Source organism: Asticcacaulis sp., assembly GCF_035497195.1.
Taxonomy (GTDB): Bacteria; Pseudomonadota; Alphaproteobacteria; order Caulobacterales; family Caulobacteraceae; genus Asticcacaulis.
Window position 1 is genome coordinate 1 of the sequence record NZ_DATJDZ010000018.1, and the last position, 17679, is coordinate 17679.

Annotated in this window: 30 protein-coding genes and 1 pseudogene; all 31 read left to right on the forward strand. The window is 58.6% G+C overall.

Going from position 1 to position 17679, the window contains the following annotated elements:
• Window positions 1-142: pseudogene (gene tuf, locus VL130_RS10015) on the forward strand (elongation factor Tu); the annotation flags it as partial.
• 363 nt (window positions 143-505) lie between these two features.
• Window positions 506-1147 (forward strand): glutathione S-transferase family protein, encoded by a 642-nt coding sequence (locus VL130_RS10020; RefSeq protein WP_325362738.1) that lies wholly within the window; start codon window positions 506-508, stop codon window positions 1145-1147.
• An 82-nt stretch (window positions 1148-1229) separates the two neighbouring features.
• Window positions 1230-2396 carry a GNAT family N-acetyltransferase gene (locus tag VL130_RS10025; protein ID WP_325362739.1) on the forward strand — a complete coding sequence of 389 codons (1167 nt, stop codon included), beginning with the start codon at window positions 1230-1232 and terminating at the stop codon, window positions 2394-2396.
• A 395-nt stretch (window positions 2397-2791) separates the two neighbouring features.
• Entirely contained in the window at window positions 2792-3100 is a 309-nt protein-coding gene (rpsJ, locus tag VL130_RS10030; protein WP_006273890.1) for a 30S ribosomal protein S10, read from the forward strand.
• An 11-nt stretch (window positions 3101-3111) separates the two neighbouring features.
• A complete protein-coding gene (gene rplC, locus VL130_RS10035) occupies window positions 3112-3855 on the forward strand; it encodes a 50S ribosomal protein L3 (RefSeq protein WP_325362741.1) in 744 nt (247 codons plus the stop codon).
• 2 nt (window positions 3856-3857) lie between these two features.
• A complete protein-coding gene (gene rplD, locus VL130_RS10040) occupies window positions 3858-4490 on the forward strand; it encodes a 50S ribosomal protein L4 (protein WP_325362742.1) in 633 nt (210 codons plus the stop codon).
• A 2-nt stretch (window positions 4491-4492) separates the two neighbouring features.
• On the forward strand, window positions 4493-4789 hold the full coding sequence (locus tag VL130_RS10045; RefSeq protein ID WP_325362743.1) for a 50S ribosomal protein L23: 297 nt from the start codon (window positions 4493-4495) through the stop codon (window positions 4787-4789).
• Window positions 4790-4805: 16 nt separating this feature from the next.
• The gene (gene rplB, locus VL130_RS10050) at window positions 4806-5642 is read left to right on the forward strand and encodes a 50S ribosomal protein L2 (protein ID WP_325362744.1); all 837 of its coding nucleotides are present in this window, start codon (window positions 4806-4808) and stop codon (window positions 5640-5642) included.
• Between the two features lie 2 nt (window positions 5643-5644).
• Window positions 5645-5923: a 30S ribosomal protein S19 gene (gene rpsS / locus VL130_RS10055; protein WP_325362745.1), complete on the forward strand. Its 279-nt coding sequence runs from the start codon at window positions 5645-5647 to the stop codon at window positions 5921-5923.
• Window positions 5924-5925: 2 nt separating this feature from the next.
• Window positions 5926-6318 carry a 50S ribosomal protein L22 gene (rplV, locus tag VL130_RS10060; protein ID WP_325362746.1) on the forward strand — a complete coding sequence of 131 codons (393 nt, stop codon included), beginning with the start codon at window positions 5926-5928 and terminating at the stop codon, window positions 6316-6318.
• Entirely contained in the window at window positions 6318-7073 is a 756-nt protein-coding gene (gene rpsC, locus VL130_RS10065) for a 30S ribosomal protein S3 (RefSeq protein ID WP_325362747.1), read from the forward strand. The genes rplV and rpsC overlap by 1 nt, the downstream gene beginning before the upstream one ends.
• Window positions 7074-7078: 5 nt before the next feature.
• The gene (gene rplP / locus VL130_RS10070; protein ID WP_018083969.1) at window positions 7079-7513 is read left to right on the forward strand and encodes a 50S ribosomal protein L16; all 435 of its coding nucleotides are present in this window, start codon (window positions 7079-7081) and stop codon (window positions 7511-7513) included.
• Between the two features lie 5 nt (window positions 7514-7518).
• Complete coding sequence (gene rpmC / locus VL130_RS10075) at window positions 7519-7728, forward strand: 50S ribosomal protein L29 (RefSeq protein ID WP_325362748.1); 210 nt, start codon at window positions 7519-7521, stop codon at window positions 7726-7728.
• A 12-nt stretch (window positions 7729-7740) separates the two neighbouring features.
• A complete protein-coding gene (gene rpsQ, locus VL130_RS10080; RefSeq protein ID WP_325362749.1) occupies window positions 7741-7980 on the forward strand; it encodes a 30S ribosomal protein S17 in 240 nt (79 codons plus the stop codon).
• A gap of 17 nt (window positions 7981-7997) precedes the next feature.
• On the forward strand, window positions 7998-8366 hold the full coding sequence (rplN, locus tag VL130_RS10085; RefSeq protein ID WP_325362750.1) for a 50S ribosomal protein L14: 369 nt from the start codon (window positions 7998-8000) through the stop codon (window positions 8364-8366).
• A 2-nt stretch (window positions 8367-8368) separates the two neighbouring features.
• Window positions 8369-8692: a 50S ribosomal protein L24 gene (rplX, locus tag VL130_RS10090; RefSeq protein ID WP_325362751.1), complete on the forward strand. Its 324-nt coding sequence runs from the start codon at window positions 8369-8371 to the stop codon at window positions 8690-8692.
• Entirely contained in the window at window positions 8685-9245 is a 561-nt protein-coding gene (gene rplE, locus VL130_RS10095; protein ID WP_325362752.1) for a 50S ribosomal protein L5, read from the forward strand. The genes rplX and rplE overlap by 8 nt, the downstream gene beginning before the upstream one ends.
• A gap of 17 nt (window positions 9246-9262) precedes the next feature.
• A complete protein-coding gene (gene rpsN, locus VL130_RS10100) occupies window positions 9263-9568 on the forward strand; it encodes a 30S ribosomal protein S14 (protein ID WP_325362753.1) in 306 nt (101 codons plus the stop codon).
• Between the two features lie 16 nt (window positions 9569-9584).
• Complete coding sequence (rpsH, locus tag VL130_RS10105) at window positions 9585-9983, forward strand: 30S ribosomal protein S8 (protein ID WP_325362754.1); 399 nt, start codon at window positions 9585-9587, stop codon at window positions 9981-9983.
• A 44-nt stretch (window positions 9984-10027) separates the two neighbouring features.
• Entirely contained in the window at window positions 10028-10561 is a 534-nt protein-coding gene (gene rplF / locus VL130_RS10110) for a 50S ribosomal protein L6 (RefSeq protein WP_325362755.1), read from the forward strand.
• A gap of 3 nt (window positions 10562-10564) precedes the next feature.
• Window positions 10565-10918, forward strand: a complete 354-nt coding sequence (rplR, locus tag VL130_RS10115; RefSeq protein ID WP_325362757.1) for a 50S ribosomal protein L18 — start codon at window positions 10565-10567, stop codon at window positions 10916-10918.
• Between the two features lie 11 nt (window positions 10919-10929).
• On the forward strand, window positions 10930-11499 hold the full coding sequence (gene rpsE / locus VL130_RS10120) for a 30S ribosomal protein S5 (protein ID WP_325362758.1): 570 nt from the start codon (window positions 10930-10932) through the stop codon (window positions 11497-11499).
• 3 nt (window positions 11500-11502) lie between these two features.
• Entirely contained in the window at window positions 11503-11706 is a 204-nt protein-coding gene (rpmD, locus tag VL130_RS10125; RefSeq protein WP_325362759.1) for a 50S ribosomal protein L30, read from the forward strand.
• A gap of 131 nt (window positions 11707-11837) precedes the next feature.
• Window positions 11838-12368 carry a 50S ribosomal protein L15 gene (gene rplO, locus VL130_RS10130; RefSeq protein WP_325362760.1) on the forward strand — a complete coding sequence of 177 codons (531 nt, stop codon included), beginning with the start codon at window positions 11838-11840 and terminating at the stop codon, window positions 12366-12368.
• A 157-nt stretch (window positions 12369-12525) separates the two neighbouring features.
• A complete protein-coding gene (gene secY, locus VL130_RS10135; protein ID WP_325362761.1) occupies window positions 12526-13911 on the forward strand; it encodes a preprotein translocase subunit SecY in 1386 nt (461 codons plus the stop codon).
• Complete coding sequence (locus VL130_RS10140) at window positions 13908-14468, forward strand: adenylate kinase (protein ID WP_325362762.1); 561 nt, start codon at window positions 13908-13910, stop codon at window positions 14466-14468. The genes secY and VL130_RS10140 overlap by 4 nt, the downstream gene beginning before the upstream one ends.
• Window positions 14469-14771: 303 nt before the next feature.
• Window positions 14772-15140: a 30S ribosomal protein S13 gene (rpsM, locus tag VL130_RS10145; RefSeq protein WP_325362763.1), complete on the forward strand. Its 369-nt coding sequence runs from the start codon at window positions 14772-14774 to the stop codon at window positions 15138-15140.
• Window positions 15141-15155: 15 nt separating this feature from the next.
• Entirely contained in the window at window positions 15156-15545 is a 390-nt protein-coding gene (gene rpsK / locus VL130_RS10150; protein ID WP_023459532.1) for a 30S ribosomal protein S11, read from the forward strand.
• A gap of 84 nt (window positions 15546-15629) precedes the next feature.
• Complete coding sequence (locus VL130_RS10155) at window positions 15630-16646, forward strand: DNA-directed RNA polymerase subunit alpha (protein ID WP_325362764.1); 1017 nt, start codon at window positions 15630-15632, stop codon at window positions 16644-16646.
• A gap of 243 nt (window positions 16647-16889) precedes the next feature.
• Window positions 16890-17306: a 50S ribosomal protein L17 gene (gene rplQ / locus VL130_RS10160; protein WP_325362766.1), complete on the forward strand. Its 417-nt coding sequence runs from the start codon at window positions 16890-16892 to the stop codon at window positions 17304-17306.
• Window positions 17307-17507: 201 nt separating this feature from the next.
• On the forward strand, window positions 17508-17660 hold the full coding sequence (locus VL130_RS10165; RefSeq protein WP_325362767.1) for a hypothetical protein: 153 nt from the start codon (window positions 17508-17510) through the stop codon (window positions 17658-17660).
• Window positions 17661-17679: the final 19 nt, after the last annotated feature.

Consider the following 17679-nt stretch of genomic DNA (forward strand, 5'->3'; position numbering starts at 1 on the left):
TGAAATGATCATGCCTGGCGACAACGCCGAGCTGGACGTCGAGCTGATCACCCCGATCGCCATGGAAGAGAAGCTGCGCTTCGCTATCCGTGAAGGCGGCCGCACCGTCGGCGCCGGCGTCGTCTCCAAGATCGTCGAGTAGGTTGAAGGCGAGGGGCCGCAGGCCCCTCGACCCCGATACGCGACCGTGGTTAGATAACGAACGATAAAACTAAAAAACCCTCCGGCCCAAAAGCCGGAGGGTTTTTTAGTTTTGCAGGCTGTCATTTAGCCACTTCCGAGTATGGTATCAAAGGGCCATGTTACGTATCTTGGGGTCCTTTGTCTTCAATCTTGCTTTGACAGCCTAACCTCTCGCGACCATCATGCCGTCGGCGGGCTGCCGGAGATAAGACATGCGGATAATAGTCATCCTGATCAGTGCACTCCTGTGTACAGCCTGCGCCAATATGTATGGCGGCGTGGGTGTCAGTAACGCCGTGCCAAAAAGCCAGGAGCCCGCGCGATGATCCTTATCGGCCAGTATGATTCCCCTTATGTCAGGCGCGTCGGCATTGCGCTCACGCTCTATGGTTATACCTTCGAGCATCGCCCGTGGTCGACCTTTGGTGACGGCGACAAGATCGCGCCTTTCAATCCGCTCCGCCGTGTGCCGACCCTGGTGCTTGATAATGGCGAGATTGTCCTGGAAAGCGCCTATGCACTCGATTGGCTGGATGAACGGGCAAGGGCGCTTGATGATATCGCGCCGCTCATCGCCGCTTCAGGCCCTGACCGGCAAAAAGCACTCTATTATATTGCTCTCAGCATGGGGTTTTCCGATAAGGCGATCGCCCTGTTTTATGAGCAGGTATTGCATAAGGAAAAGTCGCCGATCTGGCTGGAGCGTTGCCAGACACAGATCGCCGCTGTGCTGGACGTGCTGGAAAATATTCGCGCCGGCGCCAAATCGCAATGGCTGCTGGGAGGCGCCATGACCCATGCCGATATCGCTCTGGCGTGCAGTCTGCGTCACGCGCGTGAGGCGCATCCCGCGATCGATTTCGGTCAATGGCCGGCTCTGGCTTTCCATAGTGCGCAATGTGAACAGATGGACGTTTTCAAGCTGATTTCGCAGCCGTTTATCGGGCCGAAAACGGAGGATTAACGGGGCGCTAACCGTGACGCTTAGGGGGGTATAAACCCTGTCGTGGTAGGGTCTCGGCTCAAAACCGATATTGCGAGATCCCATGCCCCTGAAACGTTCGACCCAAGTCAGTACGCTGAACAGAATTGAGATCGTCCGGATCAGTGACCTGACGGCGCGTGACGCCAGCCAGTGGACGCAGTGGCGGGCGCAGCGTCCGGAACTGGTTGGGCCGTATTTTGATGTCCGCTATGTTCAGGCCATCGGCGCCGATGTGCCGGGCGCCCGCGTGGCCAGGCTTTATAATGAAGGCCGGGTCGTTGGCTATTTCGCCTATCAGATTCGCGCCGGCGTTCTCCAGCCGCTAGGCGCGCCGCTTAGCGATTATCACGCATTGATCAGCGCGCCGGGCTATGTGCCGGACCTCAATGCCCTGTTGAAAGCGACCAAGGCGAAGCGCCTCGATTTCCAGGGCTGGGTGGGGCCGATGGACGCCCAGGGGCAGATCGTGCCGCTACAACGTCGCGCCGCCCTGACGCCGGATGGCTTCGACGCCTGGTATGAAAAGCAGGACCACGAGCACCACAAGTTCTTCAAGAATGTCGGCCGTTGCGAGCGCAACATCGTCAAGGATTTCGGCGGTTTCGATTTTACCTGGGAGCGTGTGACGCCTGAGGTGATGGACTGGATTATCGATCTCAAACGCGAACAATATAAAAAGTCCGGCCTGCACGACATTTTTAACTGTGGCTGGACACGCGAGCTGCTGGTCAATCTCGCTAATCTGCACGACGAAGGCTACGGTTTGCGCGCCGGCGTCTTCCGTCATGAAGGCAAGCTGGTGGCGGCTGAGATCAGCCTGGTGGACAAGGAGAGTGTCCATCTATGGTTCCCGGCCTACGATCCGGCCTATTATCGCTATACGGTGGGGATCGTGCTGACCCTCGCGATCATCCGTCATCTGGCGCCGCTCGGTTACAAAAGCTTCGACTTTGGCACCGGCGGCGAGGATTACAAGTCGCCGATGACCACAGCCGGCGGGGAATGTCTTGAAGGCAGCGTGCAATACGCGCCGGCGCTTGGCAGCCGCATGATGGATATGGCTGTGGCTGTCCTGCCGGCGCGACGGAAGCTGGAGCAGGCGCGTCTGTCGCTGCGCCGCCGCGTCAATGTCATCCGTTCGACCGAGGTCAGCCTGGCGGGATGGAGCCGCGCCCTGATTCTGATGGCGCAGCGTGGCCTGATGCGTCTGAAGCCCGCGAAGGCCTGACTTTTACGGATATTGTGTGGTAAAGGTCGCCGATCCGGTAGTCGGAGCGGTGATATCCGCGCGTCTGGCGCAAAATAATCCCCGTCGCTTATTTTTTCACGCTTTGCGCCAATTGCCGCTTGACGAAAGCGAGTCGTTTAGGCATAAGCGCCACTCTGTTAGATCGGCTGTGGCGTCTTAGGCGCCAAACGCGGTCTGCAAGCATAAAGCAAGGCAGGTCTTGCATCCTCTTCTAAGAGGCTTTGACCTGCTTGTTCAACGGCCCGCGCTGGGAAACCTGCGAGGGCTTTGTTTTTGCGGATATCGCGTTCGTGCTCAGGTTACTGAGGACGAGTTGGTCTTTGAAATGGTTCACTGGACGCGTTAAACGCACCTTCTTTGGGAATACGAGCGATATGGATCGTCAAAATATCCGCATCCGCCTAAAGGCCTTCGATCACCGCGTCCTGGATCATTCCACACGCGAGATCGTCAATACGGCCAAGCGCACGGGTGCTACCGTCCGGGGACCGATCCCCTTGCCCACGCTGATCGAGCGTTTCACCGTCAACCGCTCGCCGCACGTCGATAAGAAGTCGCGCGAACAGTTTGAAATCCGCACGCACAAGCGTGTCCTCGATATCGTCGATCCGACCCCGCAAACCGTGGACGCGCTCATGAAGCTCGACCTGTCGGCCGGCGTCGACGTCGAAATCAAGATTTAAGGGCGCGGACAATGAGTCAGACTCAAAGAACAGGCCTTCTCGCCAAAAAGCTCGGCATGACCCGCTTCTTCGATGAAGCCGGCGTCCATGTGCCGGTGACTGTGCTTTCGCTCGAAGGCTGCCAGGTCGTCGCCCAGCGCACCAAGGACAAGGACGGCTATGTCGCCCTGCAACTCGGCGCCGGGACGCGCAAGGCCAAGAACGTTTCCAATCCCGAACGCGTCCGTTTCGCCAAGGCTCAGGTTGAGCCCAAGGCTATCCTGACCGAGTTCCGCGTCACGGAAGACGCCCTGATCGAAATTGGCGCCGAGCTTTCGGCCGACCACTTCCTCGAAGGTCAGCGCGTCGATATCCAGGGCACGACGATCGGTAAGGGTTTTGCCGGCGCCATGAAGCGCTGGAACTTCGGCGGTATGCGCGCCACTCACGGTGTTTCGGTCTCTCACCGTGCTCACGGTTCGACCGGTCAACGCCAGGATCCGGGCAAGGTCTTCAAGGGTAAGAAGATGGCCGGTCATCTGGGTGTCGAAACGGTCACCACGCTGAACCTCACTGTCGCTCGCATCGATGCCGAACGTGGCCTTGTCTTCATCCGTGGCGCTGTCCCCGGTGCGGAAGGTTCCTACGTCAAGATCCGCGACGCCGTTAAGAAGGCGGCTCCGGCTGGCCTGCCTTTCCCTGCTGGCATCAAGAAGGCGGCCTCGGCTGCTGTTGAAGCCGCTCCGGAAGCGCCGGCAGCAGAGGGAGCTGAATAATCATGAAACTCGCAGTCATTAAACTCGACGCCTCCAAGGCTGGTTCGGTTGATGTGTCCGATCTCGTTTTCGGGATTGAAGACATCCGCTCGGACATCCTGTCGCGCGTCGTCAACTGGCAGTTGGCTAAGCGCCGCGCCGGTACGCACAAGGTGCAGACCCGCAACGAGAATTCTCGTACGGGTAAGAAGATGTACAAGCAAAAAGGCTCCGGCGGCGCGCGTCACGGTTCGCGCCGTGCTCCGCAATTCGTCGGCGGTTCGCGCGCCTTCGGTCCGGTCGTTCGCTCACATGCGTTCGATCTGCCCAAGAAGGTTCGTGCGCTCGGTCTTCGCCATGCGCTGTCGTCCAAGATCAAGACTGGCTCGCTGATCGTTCTCGATCAGGCTGTGGTCGAAACCCCGAAGACGCAAACCTTGCTGGCTTCTTTCGAGAAGTTGGGCCTGAAGAACGCTCTGTTCATCACCGGCACTGAGGTTGACGCAAACTTCGCTCTCGCTTCGCGCAACATCCCCAATATCGACGTCCTGCCGACGGCCGGTCTGAATGTTTATGACATTCTGCGCCGCCATACGCTGGTACTGACGAAATCGGCGGTTGAGGCCATCGAAGCTCGCTTTGCAGTGGAGGCATAATCGTGGCCGCTACCATACGTAATTTCGACGTTCTGCTGTCGCCGCACATCACGGAAAAGGCCACTCTGCTCTCCGAGCAGAACAAGGTCGTTTTCAAGATCGCGCTCGACGCGTCCAAGGATGAAGTCGCCTCCGCCGTTGAAGCCATCTACAACGTCAAAGTCACCAAGGTGAACACTATGGTCACCAAGGGTAAGACCAAGCGTTTCAAGGGCATCATGGGGCGTCGCGTCGACGTCAAAAAAGCCATCGTGACCCTGGCCGAAGGCCAGACGATCGACATCACAACCGGTCTGTAAGGGAAGGGCATAGCAAATGGCATTAAAGCATTTTAATCCGACTTCGCCCGGCCGTCGTAGCCTGGTGCTCATCGACCGTTCGGAACTCTTCAAGGGCAAGCCGCAAAAGGCTCTGACCGAAGGTTTGACCAAATCGGGCGGTCGTGGTGCGCAAGGTCGCATCGCTGTTCGTTTCCGTGGCGGCGGCGCCAAGCGCCTCTATCGCATCGTCGATTTCAAGCGTCGCAAGTTCGACGTGCCGGCGACGGTCGATCACCTGGAATACGATCCGAACCGCACGGCGTTCATCGCGCTGATCACCTATGCTGACGGCGAAAAGGCCTATATCCTGGCCCCGCAACGCCTGAAGGCCGGTGATACGGTCATCGCGTCCGAAAAGGTCGATGTGAAGCCCGGCAACGCGGCGCCGCTGCGCTCGATGCCAATCGGCACGATCATCCACAACATTGAACTGAAGCCCCTCAAGGGCGGCCAACTGGCCCGCTCGGCCGGCGCCTATGCTCAACTGGTCGGTCGTGACAACGGCTACGCTCAGATCCGTCTGGGTTCGGGCGAACTTCGCATGGTTCTCGATGGCTGCATGGCTACGGTCGGCGCGGTTTCCAACCAGGACCACATGAACCAAAGCCTCGGCAAGGCCGGCCGCGTCCGTCACATGGGCTTCCGTCCGCACGTTCGCGGCGTCGCCATGAACCCGGTCGACCACCCGCACGGTGGTGGTGAAGGCAAGACCTCCGGTGGTCGTAACCCTGTGACACCTTGGGGCGTTCCCACCAAGGGCCGCAAGACTCGTACTAACAAAGCGACGGACAAGTACATCATCCGCTCGCGTCACGTTAAGAAGGCTCGCTAATTATGGCACGCTCCGTATGGAAAGGCCCCTTCGTGGATGGCCACCTTCTCAAGAAGGCGGAAACCGCGTTGAACAGTGGCCGCAAAGAGGTCATCAAGACCTGGTCGCGTCGTTCGACCATCATGCCGCAATTCGTGGGTATCACGTTCGGCGTCTACAATGGTCAGAAGCACGTGCCGGTGCTCGTGTCGGAAGACATGGTCGGCATGAAGTTCGGTGAATTTTCGCCTACGCGGAACTTCCCCGGCCACGCCGCCGACAAGAAGGCGAAGAAGAGGTAATCATGTCGCAGACTAAGAACCCTCGCCGCGTTAACGCCAATGAAGCCCGCGTGAAGCTGGTCTCGATCCGTATCAGCCCGCAAAAGCTGAACCTGGTCGCCGCCTCGATCCGTGGTCTGAAGGTGCAACGCGCGCTCAACGAACTGGAATTTTCGCGCAAGCGCATCGCCAAGGACGTCCGCAAGGCGCTCTATTCGGCGATCTCCAACGCGGAAAACAACCATAACCTCGACATCGACAACCTGATCGTTGCCGAATCGTACGTCGGCAAGGGCATTGTCATGAAGCGCTTCGCTTCACGTGCCCGCGGCCGTTCGTCGCGTATCATCAAGCCGTTCTCGGAACTGACCATCGTCGTCCGTGAACTCGGCGCAGAATCTCAAGAGGCTGCATAATGGGTCAGAAAGCTAATCCGATCGGTTTGCGCCTCGGCATCAACCGTACCTGGGACTCGCGCTGGTTCGCCGCGCGTCAGGAATACGCCAAGCTGCTTCATCAAGACCTGAAGATCCGCAAGGTTCTGAAGGAAAAGCTGAACGCTGCCGGCGTGTCGCGCATCATCATCGAGCGCCCCCACAAGAAGTGCCGCATCACCATTTACGCCGCCCGTCCGGGTGTCGTGATCGGTAAAAAGGGCCAGGACATCGACAAGCTGCGCAAGGATGTTTCCGTCCTGACCGAAGGCGAAGTCTTCCTGAACCTGGTTGAAGTGCGCAAGCCCGAAGTCGACGCCCAACTGGTCGCCGAATCGATCACGCAGCAGCTCGAACGCCGTATCGCGTTCCGCCGCGCCATGAAGCGTTCGATCCAGTCGGCCATGCGTCTCGGCGCCAAGGGCATCCGCATGAACCTGTCGGGTCGTCTCGGCGGCGCGGAAATCGCCCGTATGGAATGGTATCGTGAAGGCCGCGTGCCTTTGCACACCCTCCGTGCCGATATCGACACCGGCTTTGCTGAAGCCCTGACCACCTACGGCATCATCGGTGTCAAGGTGTGGATCTTCAAGGGTGAAGTGCTCGAACACGATCCGATGTCGCAAGACAAGCGCTGGGCCGCGGAAGCTGCCGGCCCTTCGTCGAACGAGCGTGCGGAACGTGGTGACCGTAACAACCGTGGCCCGCGCCGCGATCGCAACAATAAGGAGGCGTAACTCCAATGATGCTTCCCAAGCGTACAAAATACCGGAAGGCCTTCAAGGGCCGTATCCACGGTAACGCCAAGGGTGGTTACACACTGAACTTCGGTTCGTATGGTCTGAAGACCGTCGAGCCGGAGCGTCTGACCGCTCGCCAGATCGAAGCCGCCCGCCGGGCCATCACGCGTCAAATGAAGCGTCAAGGCCGCGTGTGGATCCGCATCTTCCCTGACCTGCCCGTCACGGGCAAGCCCGCCGAAGTCCGTATGGGTAAAGGCAAGGGCGCTGTTGACCATTGGGCTGCCCGCGTGGCTCCTGGCCGCATCCTGTTTGAAATCGACGGCGTGCCGGACGACATCGCGCGTGAAGCGCTCCGTCTCGGCGCCGCCAAGCTGCCTGTATCCACCCGCGTCGTTACCCGTATCGACGCCGGCGTGGCGATGGCGGCGGAGTAGGAATTATGAGCAAGATCGAATCCCTGCGGAGCCTCACCTCCGATCAACTGCACGAAGAGCTTCTGAAGCTCAAGAAAGAGCAGTTCAACCTGCGTTTCCAGAAGGCGACCGGCCAGTTTGAAAAGACACACCGCGTCTCGGAAATCCGCAAAACTGTCGCCCGCATCCAGACTTTGCTGACCGCGCAACGCGCCGCCAGCAAGTCGGCCGCTTAAAGGAAATAGACCATGCCCAAGCGCATACTTGAAGGTCTGGTTGTCTCCGATAAGGGTGACAAGACCGTGGTTGTGAAGGTGGAACGCACCGTTCTGCACCCCGTCATGAAAAAGACGATCCGGGTGTCGAAGCGTTACCACGCTCATGACGAAACCAATGATTTCAAGGCTGGCGAGAAGATTCGTATCATCGAATGTGCGCCCAAGTCGAAGCTGAAAACGTGGGAAGTCCTCCCGCGCGAAGCCAACTAACTAGGAAAGTTTGAACCATGATTCAGATGCAAACTAACCTGGAAGTGGCCGATAATTCCGGCGCACGTCGGGTCATGTGCATCAAGGTGTTGGGCGGCTCGAAGCGCCGCTACGCCTCGGTGGGTGACCTGATCGTCGTGTCGGTCAAGGAAGCCATTCCTCGTGGTCGCGTGAAGAAGGGTGACGTCTTGCGCGCCATCGTCGTCCGCACCGCCAAGGATATCCAGCGCAAAGACGGTTCGGTGATCCGTTTCGACACCAACGCCGCCGTCATCGTCAACAAGTCGAGCGAGCCGATCGGCACGCGTATCTTCGGTCCCGTGCCGCGCGAACTGCGCGCCAAGAACCACATGAAGATCATCTCGCTTGCTCCGGAGGTCATTTAATCATGGCTGCGAAGATTAAGAAGGGCGACTCGGTCGTTCTGCTGACCGGCAAGGACAAGGGCCGCAAGGGCACTGTCACCAAGGTTGTCACCAAGGATGGCCTGGCTGAGCGCGTGCTCGTCCAGGGCCTTAACATGGTTCAGCGCCACACCCGTCCGTCGCAGGGCAACCCGCAAGGCGGCATCATCAACAAGGAAGCGTCTGTACACGTTTCCAACGTGTCCCACGTTGACTCGAACGGCAAGCCGACCCGCGTCGGTTTCCGCATCGAGGCCGACAAGAAGGTCCGTTACGCCAAGACGACGGGAGATGTCATCAATGGCTAATGCTGAAAAATACGTCCCTCGCGCCAAGCAGGTCTACCTGGATACCATCCGGGACGCCCTGAAGGCCGAGTTCGGCTATACCAACGAAATGCAGGTTCCCAAGCTCGACAAGATCGTCGTGAACATGGGTATCGGTGAAGCGACCGCCGACTCCAAGAAGGTCAAGACGGCCATCAAGGATCTGGAAGCGATCACCGGCCAGAAGGCCGCCGAAACGCGCGCCCGCAATTCCATCGCCGGCTTCAAGCTGCGCGAAGGCATGGTGGTCGGCGCCAAGGTGACCCTGCGCAAGGATCGTATGTACGAATTCCTCGACCGCCTGATCACCATCGCCCTGCCGCGCGTGAAGGACTTCCGTGGTCTGAACGGCAACAGCTTCGATGGTCGTGGCAACTATGCCATGGGTCTGCGCGAACACATCGTGTTCCCGGAAATCAATTACGATCAGATCGATCAAATGTGGGGCATGGACATTGTTGTCTGCACCACGGCTCCGAATGACAAGGAAGCTAAGGCGCTTCTGAAGCATTTCCAATTCCCGTTCACGTCCTAAGCGGGTAGAGAGATAACATGGCAAAGAAAAGCGCTGTAAACCGCAACGAGATGGTCAAGAAGCTGGTGGCTCAATACGCCCCCAAGCGCGAAGCCCTCAAGGCGACCGCTAACAATGAAAGCCTGCCCCTGGAAGAGCGCTTCGCTGCGCGTCTCGCCCTGGCCAAGCTGCCCCGTAACTCGAACGCGACCCGCATTCGCAACCGCTGCGAAATCACCGGCCGTCCGCGTGCCTACTATCGCAAGCTTCACATGAGCCGGATCGCGCTCCGTGAACTGGCCAATAAAGGTCAGATTCCGGGCATGACCAAGGCCAGTTGGTAAGGGAGGATATACACAAATGTTCGTTAATGATCCTCTGAGCGATATGATCGCCCGCATCAAGAACGCCGCCATGCGCAAGCGTTCCAAGGTGCTCACCCCGGCCTCCAAGCTGCGTGCCCACGTGCTCGACGTCCTGAAGGACGAAGGCTATATCCGGGGTTACGAAGTGCTGGAAGTTCCCGGTGAATTCCCGCAGTTCGAAATCGAACTGAAGTATTTCGACGGCGCGCCGGTCATCGCGGAAATCTCCCGCGTGTCCAAGCCCGGTCGTCGTGTCTATTCGTCGATCAAGGACCTGAAGCCGGTAAAGAACGGCCTGGGTATCTCGATCCTGTCGACGCCGAAGGGCGTCATGTCTGACAACAACGCCCGCGACAATAACGTGGGTGGTGAAGTTCTCTGCCGCGTCTATTAATTTAGACACGGCCGAGGACACTTAAGGCATTAGAAAGTTTTAAAATGTCCCGGATTGGTAAAAAAGCCATCGCAGTCCCGGCCGGCGTGACCATCACGCTGAACGGGCAAGACATTTCGGTAAAGGGTCCCAAGGGGTCGCTGAACTGGACTGTCGTTGAAGAAATCGAAGTCAAGCACGAAGGTGCGAATCTCAATGTCACGCCCCGTGGCGAGACGGCCCGCCACAACTCGATGTGGGGCCTGTCGCGCACGCTGATCGCCAATATGGTGAAGGGCGTCACCGAGGGCTTCGAGCAGTCGCTCGAAATGGTCGGCGTTGGTTACCGCGCCGCCATGCAGGGCCAGAAGCTGGAGCTGCTGCTCGGTTTCTCGCACCCGGTCATCATCGATCCGCCTGCCGGCATCACTTTTGTGGTTCCCAAGCAGACGGAAGTGAAGATCCAGGGCATCGACAAGCAACTGGTCGGTGAACTGGCTGCCAAGATCCGCAAGATTCGTCCCCCTGAGCCTTATAAGGGCAAGGGCGTCAAATATGCCGGCGAAAAGGTTCGCCGCAAGGAAGGCAAGAAGAAGTAAGTCATGGCTCTGTCTCCTCGTGAACAATTGGCTCGTCGCGCGCAACGTAATCGTACGCGCCTCAAGAAGCTCTCCAACGGCCGCCCGCGTTTGTCGGTCTTCCGTTCGGACAAAAACATCTACGCCCAGGTCATTGATGACCTCAGCGGCGTGACCATCGTGTCGGCTTCGTCGCTGGAAGGCGACAAGAAGCAAGGCTCAACGGCTGCCGTCGCTTCGGAAGTCGGTAAGCTGGTCGCGCAACGCGCAATCGAAAAAGGCGTCAAGGACGTCGTGTTCGATCGCGGTGGCTACATCTATCACGGTCGGGTGAAGGCGCTGGCGGAAGCCGCGCGTGAAGCCGGTCTTAACTTCTAAGGGAATCGTTCATGGCCCGTCCTAGCGAAAACCGCTCCCGCGACCGCAACGAAGAACCTTCGGAATTCGTTGAAAAGCTGGTCGCTATCAACCGCGTCGCCGCCACCGTCAAGGGTGGCCGCCGCTTCTCGTTTGCAGCTCTGATGGTCGTTGGTGACCAAAAAGGCCGCGTCGGCTACGGTCATGGCAAGGCGCGTGAAGTGCCCGAAGCCATCCGTAAGGCGACTGAAGAAGCCAAGAAGCAACTGATCCGCGTGCCTTTGCGCGAATCCCGCACCCTGCACCACGACGGTTACGGCCGTTGGGGCGCCGGCAAGATTCAGATGCGCGCCGCCCCTCCGGGCACCGGCGTCATCGCGGGTGGTCCGATGCGCGCCGTTCTGGAAACCCTTGGGATTTCGGACGTCGTCGCCAAGTCGCTCGGTTCGTCGAACCCCTACAACATGGTGCGCGCCACCTTTGAAGCGCTGAAGGTGCAATCCTCGCCCCGTCAGATCGCTGCGAAGCGCGGCAAGAAGGTCGGCGATCTTCTGAAGTCGCGTGCCGATGGCGCTTCGTCGCCCGAATCTCTGGAGGGCTAACTCATGGCTAAGGCTCCTGCAAAAACGGAAGCGAAGACCGTCACGGTCAAGCAAACCGGTTCTCCGATCCGCCGCACCAAGGACCAGCGCGCCACGCTCGCCGGTCTGGGCCTGAACAAGATGGGCCGTGTCTCCGTACTGGAAGATACCCCTTCGGTTCGCGGCATGATCGCCAAGGTCGCCCACATGGTTGCGATCGTCGAGTAAGACATAAGCAAGCCCGCGAATTCCGGTTCGCGGGCTTGCTTATTTTAGAAGCGTGCTGTAACAGGCGCGCTTCATGTTTTTAGCCGAGTTGGTTGTATGACCAGCGCACCTGTCATTGAAAGGCATTACAAATGACCAAACTTAACGAACTTCGCGACAATCCCGGCGCCGTCAAGGAACGCATGCGCGTTGGCCGTGGTCCTGGCTCCGGCAAGGGCAAGACTGCCGGTCGCGGTGTCAAGGGCCAGAAGTCCCGTTCGGGCGTCTCGCTCCTGGGCTTTGAAGGCGGCCAGATGCCGCTGTACATGCGTATGCCCAAGCGCGGTTTCAACAATCCTTTCGCCCTCAAGCTCGCCGAAGTGAACCTGTGGCGCCTGCAACAGGCGATCGACGCTGGTAAGCTCGACGCCAAGGGTGATATCGACGCCGCTGCCCTGATCGCCGCCGGCGTCATCCGTCGTGAACTCGACGGCGTGCGCCTCCTCGGTGAAGGCGAACTGACCGCCAAGCTCAACCTCAAGGTCTGGTCGGCTTCGGCCGGCGCCATCAAGGCTGTCGAAGCCGCCGGTGGTTCGGTCGCTCAGGCGCGTATCGAAAAAGAAGCCAAGGTCGCCGCCCGCCAGGAAAAGATCGCCGCTGCCAAGGCTGCCCGCAAGGGTTAAGCCGACAGCCGGTATCACGCGCATTTGACGTTTCAATATGCGTACCCCATATGGGTTGGATTGGGTGAGGGTGCGGTCTTCGAATCGCGTATAAACCTAGTCCGCCCTTTGGGGGTGATCACAAGGGCGCCCGCGCCCGCGCGAATTTGAGGACTTTATGGCTTCTGCTGCTGAACAACTCGCCGCCAATATGAATTTCGGCGCCTTTGCCAAGGCGACCGATCTGCACAAGCGTCTGCTTTTTACGCTCGGCGCCCTGATCATTTACCGCCTCGGCACCTATGTGCCGTTGCCGGGCATCAACATGCTCGAATTTACCAGGGCCTTCTCGGGTCAGTCGAACGGTATCTTCGGCATGATGAACATGTTCGCCGGGGGCGCCGTCGAGCGCATGGCTGTGTTCGCGCTGAACCTGATGCCTTATATTTCGGCCTCGATCATCGTCCAGCTCATGGGGTCCGTCTACGCGCCGTGGGAAAAGCTGCGCAAGGAAGGCGGCGAGGCCGGCCGCAAGCAGCTTAACCAGTATACCCGTTACCTGACCGTCATTCTGGCCCTGATCCAGTCGTTCGGTATCTCCGCCGCCATGCAGTCTTCGGGCCTGGCCCTGCAATCCGGACCGTTTTTCATTATTTCCTCGATGGCGACGCTGACCGGTGGCACCCTGTTCCTGATGTGGCTGGGCGAGCAGATCACTTCGCGCGGCATCGGCAACGGCTCTTCCATGATCATTTTCGCCGGTATCGTGGCGGTTCTGCCGCGCACCGTCGGCACCCTGCTGTCGATGGGATCGACGGGCGACATCAATCCCGCCATGCTGATCATCATTGTGGGCGTGCTTATCGCCACTATTGTTTTCATCGTCTTCATGGAGCGGGCACAGCGCCGCCTGCTGGTGCAGTATCCCAAGCGCCAGGTGGGTAACCGCATCATGGGCGGCGAATCGTCGTTCATGCCGTTGAAGGTCAATACGGCCGGCGTTATTCCGCCGATCTTCGCGTCATCCCTTTTGCTGATGCCGACCTCGGTCCTGACATTTGTGGGGCAGAACCCGGACAAGATACCGAGCTGGCTGAACTGGCTGCCGATGCTCAGCACGCAACTGACTCACGGCCATCCGGTCTTCATGATCCTCTATGCGGGCATGATCATCTTCTTTACCTTCCTCTATACCTCGCTGGTCTTCAATCCGGACGAAACGGCGGAAAACCTGCGTAAGTATGGCGGCTTCCTGCCCGGTATTCGTCCTGGCAAGCGCACGGCGGAATATCTCGATTTCGTATTGACGCGCATCACGGTGCTCGGCGCGGCCTATATCACCATCGTCTGTCTGCTGCCGGAACTGCTGATCGCCCAGATGGGCAACAGCTTCTATTTCGGCGGCACCTCGATCCTGATCGTCGTGACCGTGACCATGGATACCGTGGCGCAGATCCAGTCGCACCTGCTGGCGCACCAGTATGACGGACTGATCAAGAAATCCAAACTCAAGACCGGCAGCAAGGGGGCTGCATCCACCACGCGCGGAAGGATCGGCCGATGAACATAATCCTGTTTGGACCCCCAGCGGCGGGCAAGGGTACACAGGCAAAGCGTCTGGTGACGACGCGCGGCATGGTTCAGCTCTCGACGGGCGACATGTTGCGGGCGGCCATCGCGGCGGGTTCTGAGCTGGGCCTCAAGGTCAAGGATATCCTGGCGACGGGCGGACTGGTTTCGGACGAGATCGTCATCGACCTGATCAAGGAAAACCTGCCGGCGGCGGAAGCGGCTGGCGGCGCTATTTTCGATGGTTTCCCGCGCACTGTAGCCCAGGCCGAGGCGCTCGACGCCATGCTGGGTGAGCGCGGCGCGAAGATCGACAAGGTGGTTCGCCTGAAGGTGGATGAAGCCGCTCTGGTGACGCGTATCGAAAAGCGTTTCGCCGAAGAGGGCCGGTCGGATGACAACCCGGAAGCCTACAAGGTGCGCCTGGCGGCCTACAATGCCCAGACCGCGCCGCTGCTGCCTTACTATGCGGCGCAGGGCAAGCTTTACGAAGTCGATGGCATGGGCGCGGTGGAAGATGTCGCCGCCCATATCGACAGCGCCCTGACTTAAACTATTCGCCGAAAACCGTGAAAGCGGTAACCGGCAAGGACATTTCGTCCGGATACCCCTGATGCGAAGTGCCTTTCAGTGCGGATCATCTGAGTAAACTTAAAAAAGCATTACCGAATTAATTTTGGCTTGCTTTTTTAAAACTAAACCATTGACGGAAGTTAAAAGCCTTCTATAAGGGCAGCTTCCGCGAAATCACGCGTACGGACCACGGCTGAAGGTCAAATCTTAGCCGTGTGGCGTACGTGTCACCTTTCGTTTTATGAATGCGTTCTTCGGGACGCGTCGCAGGAGATACCTCAAGTGGCCCGTATTGCTGGCGTCAACATACCGACCAACAAGCGCGTAGTGATCGCGCTCCAATATATTCACGGCATCGGCGCTCACCACGCCGTAGAGATTGTTAAGAAGGTCGGCATCGAAGATGCACGCCGCGTCAATCAGCTTTCGGATGCCGAAGTGTTGCAAATCCGCGAAACGATCGATCGTGACTATACGGTCGAGGGCGATCTGCGCCGTGAAGTTTCGATGAATATCAAGCGCCTTATGGACCTAGCCTGCTATCGCGGCCTGCGTCACCGTAAGGGTCTGCCTGTGCGCGGTCAGCGTACGCACACCAATGCGCGCACGCGCAAAGGCCCGGCGAAGCCTATCGCCGGCAAGAAGAAGTAAGGAATAGTCTGACCAATGGCTAAAGAACCTTCCCGCGTTAAAAAGCGCGAACGCAAGAACATCACTTCGGGTGTGGCGCACGTCAACGCCTCGTTTAACAACACCATGATCACGATCACCGACGCGCAGGGTAATGCCGTGTCGTGGTCGTCGGCCGGCGCTATGGGCTTCAAGGGTTCGCGCAAGTCGACCCCTTACGCCGCCCAGGTGGCTGCCGAAGACGCTGGCAAGAAGGCCATCGAACACGGTGTCAAGACTCTCGAAGTCAGCGTCGCCGGTCCGGGTTCGGGCCGTGAATCGGCCCTGCGCGCCCTGCAGGCGGTTGGCTTCACCATCACCACCATTCGTGATGTGACTCCGATCCCGCACAACGGCTGTCGTCCGCCGAAGCGTCGTCGCGTTTAATTTTATTTTCCCTATTTTTTCAGTCGCTCTGCCGGGCTTATTTGGTCTGGGGCAGGGCGACCTTTCCTGTCTTGAGGGACGTAAATGATCGAAAGAAACTGGCAACAGCTTATTCGTCCCGAGAAGCCACAAGTCGAAGCGGGTTCCGATCCTTCGCGCAAGATGCGTCTTGTCGCGGAGCCTTTGGAGCGCGGTTTCGGCGTGACCCTCGGTAACGCGCTGCGTCGCGTACTCCTGTCCTCGCTGCAAGGCGCGGCTGTCACCTCCGTCCAGATCGACGGTGTGGTGCACGAGTTTTCCTCTATCGAAGGCGTCCGCGAAGACGTCGTTGATATCATCCTGAACATCAAGCAACTGGCGTTGCGTATGCACGCCGAAGGCCCGAAGCGTATGGTTCTGCGCGCGTCGGGCGCCGGTCCGGTAACGGCTGGCCAGATTGATGCGCCTGCCGATATCGAAGTTCTCAACCCCGACCACGTGATCTGTACGCTGGACGAGGGCGCTTCTGTGCGCATGGAATTCACCATCCAGAACGGCAAGGGTTATGTCCCCGCCGATCAGAACCGTCCGGAAGACGCCCCGATCGGCCTGATCGCCGTCGATGCGCTCTATTCGCCGGTCAAGAAGGTGGCTTACCGCGTCGAACCGACCCGTCACGGTCAATGGCTCGACAAGGACAAGCTGATCCTTGATGTCGAAACCAATGCGGCCATCACGCCGGTTGACGCTGTCGCTTTCGCGGCGCGCATCCTGCAGGATCAACTGCAGATCTTCATCACCTTCGAAGAGCCGAAGGCCCCGGTCGTTGAAGAAGGCAAGCCTGAACTGCCGTTCAATCCGGCCCTGCTCAAGAAGGTCGACGAACTGGAACTCAGCGTCCGTTCGGCGAACTGCCTGAAGAACGACAACATCGTCTACATTGGCGACCTGATCCTGAAGACGGAATCCGAAATGCTGCGCACGCCGAACTTCGGCCGCAAGTCGCTGAACGAGATCAAGGAAGTGCTCGCTTCCATGAACCTCTCGCTTGGCATGGATATCCCGAACTGGCCACCGGAAAACGTTGAAGACCTGGCCAAGAAATTCGAAGACCAGATCTAGGATTTCTGCTATAAAAATGAGTGGCCCGGGTGAGCGATCATCCGGGCTTCCTATTTTTAGGAACTGTTTTTTCGGTTCTGCTTACCGCGAAAGACCAAAACCTTGTCGCGGTAATTTCCTTCCTGAACGGGAAGGACGTTTGAAACGGGCAGGGGCCATTCGGGCATCCCGCTTTTGTTTTCAGGCTCGCTTTTGGGAGATCGGTCTTGCCCGTGTGGCCGCCGGTCTTTTGGAGATTTTATTATGCGTCACGGTTCAGGCCATCGTAAACTCGGTCGTACTTCGGCACACCGTACCGCCATGTTCGCCAACATGGCCGCTTCCATCATCAAGCACGAACAGATCGTCACCACCCTGCCGAAGGCCAAGGAACTGCGTCCCTTCGTCGAAAAGCTGGTGACCCTGGCCAAGTCGGGCACCCTGCATGATCGCCGCATCGCCATCTCGCGCGTGCGTGACGTGACGCAGGTCGGCAAGCTGTTTGGCGTGCTTGGCCCGCGCTACAAGGACCGCGAAGGCGGCTATATCCGCATCATGAAGGCCGGCTTCCGCCACGGTGATAACGCCGCTATGGCCATCATCGAATTCGTTGACCGCGACGAAGCCGCCAAGGGCCTGGATTCGGGTCCGGTCTTCGAAACCGCCGGTGACGAAGAATAGGAACGGGCTTTATTGCCAATTCAAAAGCCGTCGGAGCGATCCGGCGGCTTTTTTAATGCTTTGGTGACATTGGTTAACGAAAGCGTGATCAAACGGCATGAAGCGTTATTTCGCATTTGCGGTATTTCCGGTTAATGTGCGCACCGTAGGCAAGGTCCTGTGCGCCGCGTCTGCATTCCATCGCAACATTAGGAGGGCAATATGATTGACGATCTTACCATCGCCGACCCAGCCGAAGAGACGCAGGAAGTGTCCGGCGATACAAGCTTCAACCTGTCGGAAGACAGTGGCGATACTGAGGCCGCGCAATTGTTCTGCGCACCCGTGCTGGATCGCATCCGCACCAGCGACTGATAGTAAACGTCATTTAGTA

Coding starts and splice junctions, on each gene's coding strand:
- rplE (WP_325362752.1), top strand. CDS start 8,685: ATGGCTAATGCTGAAAAATACGTCCCTCGCGCCAAGCAGGTCTACCTG.
- rpmC (WP_325362748.1), top strand. CDS start 7,519: ATGAGCAAGATCGAATCCCTGCGGAGCCTCACCTCCGATCAACTGCAC.
- rplP (WP_018083969.1), top strand. CDS start 7,079: ATGATGCTTCCCAAGCGTACAAAATACCGGAAGGCCTTCAAGGGCCGT.
- rplO (WP_325362760.1), top strand. CDS start 11,838: ATGACCAAACTTAACGAACTTCGCGACAATCCCGGCGCCGTCAAGGAA.
- rpsN (WP_325362753.1), top strand. CDS start 9,263: ATGGCAAAGAAAAGCGCTGTAAACCGCAACGAGATGGTCAAGAAGCTG.
- rpsS (WP_325362745.1), top strand. CDS start 5,645: ATGGCACGCTCCGTATGGAAAGGCCCCTTCGTGGATGGCCACCTTCTC.
- VL130_RS10025 (WP_325362739.1), top strand. CDS start 1,230: ATGCCCCTGAAACGTTCGACCCAAGTCAGTACGCTGAACAGAATTGAG.
- VL130_RS10165 (WP_325362767.1), top strand. CDS start 17,508: ATGATTGACGATCTTACCATCGCCGACCCAGCCGAAGAGACGCAGGAA.
- VL130_RS10140 (WP_325362762.1), top strand. CDS start 13,908: ATGAACATAATCCTGTTTGGACCCCCAGCGGCGGGCAAGGGTACACAG.
- rpmD (WP_325362759.1), top strand. CDS start 11,503: ATGGCTAAGGCTCCTGCAAAAACGGAAGCGAAGACCGTCACGGTCAAG.
- rplN (WP_325362750.1), top strand. CDS start 7,998: ATGATTCAGATGCAAACTAACCTGGAAGTGGCCGATAATTCCGGCGCA.
- rpsQ (WP_325362749.1), top strand. CDS start 7,741: ATGCCCAAGCGCATACTTGAAGGTCTGGTTGTCTCCGATAAGGGTGAC.
- rplV (WP_325362746.1), top strand. CDS start 5,926: ATGTCGCAGACTAAGAACCCTCGCCGCGTTAACGCCAATGAAGCCCGC.
- rplC (WP_325362741.1), top strand. CDS start 3,112: ATGAGTCAGACTCAAAGAACAGGCCTTCTCGCCAAAAAGCTCGGCATG.
- secY (WP_325362761.1), top strand. CDS start 12,526: ATGGCTTCTGCTGCTGAACAACTCGCCGCCAATATGAATTTCGGCGCC.
- rpsH (WP_325362754.1), top strand. CDS start 9,585: ATGTTCGTTAATGATCCTCTGAGCGATATGATCGCCCGCATCAAGAAC.
- rplF (WP_325362755.1), top strand. CDS start 10,028: ATGTCCCGGATTGGTAAAAAAGCCATCGCAGTCCCGGCCGGCGTGACC.
- rpsE (WP_325362758.1), top strand. CDS start 10,930: ATGGCCCGTCCTAGCGAAAACCGCTCCCGCGACCGCAACGAAGAACCT.
- rplX (WP_325362751.1), top strand. CDS start 8,369: ATGGCTGCGAAGATTAAGAAGGGCGACTCGGTCGTTCTGCTGACCGGC.
- rplR (WP_325362757.1), top strand. CDS start 10,565: ATGGCTCTGTCTCCTCGTGAACAATTGGCTCGTCGCGCGCAACGTAAT.
- VL130_RS10020 (WP_325362738.1), top strand. CDS start 506: ATGATCCTTATCGGCCAGTATGATTCCCCTTATGTCAGGCGCGTCGGC.
- rplB (WP_325362744.1), top strand. CDS start 4,806: ATGGCATTAAAGCATTTTAATCCGACTTCGCCCGGCCGTCGTAGCCTG.
- rpsJ (WP_006273890.1), top strand. CDS start 2,792: ATGGATCGTCAAAATATCCGCATCCGCCTAAAGGCCTTCGATCACCGC.
- VL130_RS10155 (WP_325362764.1), top strand. CDS start 15,630: ATGATCGAAAGAAACTGGCAACAGCTTATTCGTCCCGAGAAGCCACAA.
- rplD (WP_325362742.1), top strand. CDS start 3,858: ATGAAACTCGCAGTCATTAAACTCGACGCCTCCAAGGCTGGTTCGGTT.
- rpsC (WP_325362747.1), top strand. CDS start 6,318: ATGGGTCAGAAAGCTAATCCGATCGGTTTGCGCCTCGGCATCAACCGT.
- rplQ (WP_325362766.1), top strand. CDS start 16,890: ATGCGTCACGGTTCAGGCCATCGTAAACTCGGTCGTACTTCGGCACAC.
- rpsK (WP_023459532.1), top strand. CDS start 15,156: ATGGCTAAAGAACCTTCCCGCGTTAAAAAGCGCGAACGCAAGAACATC.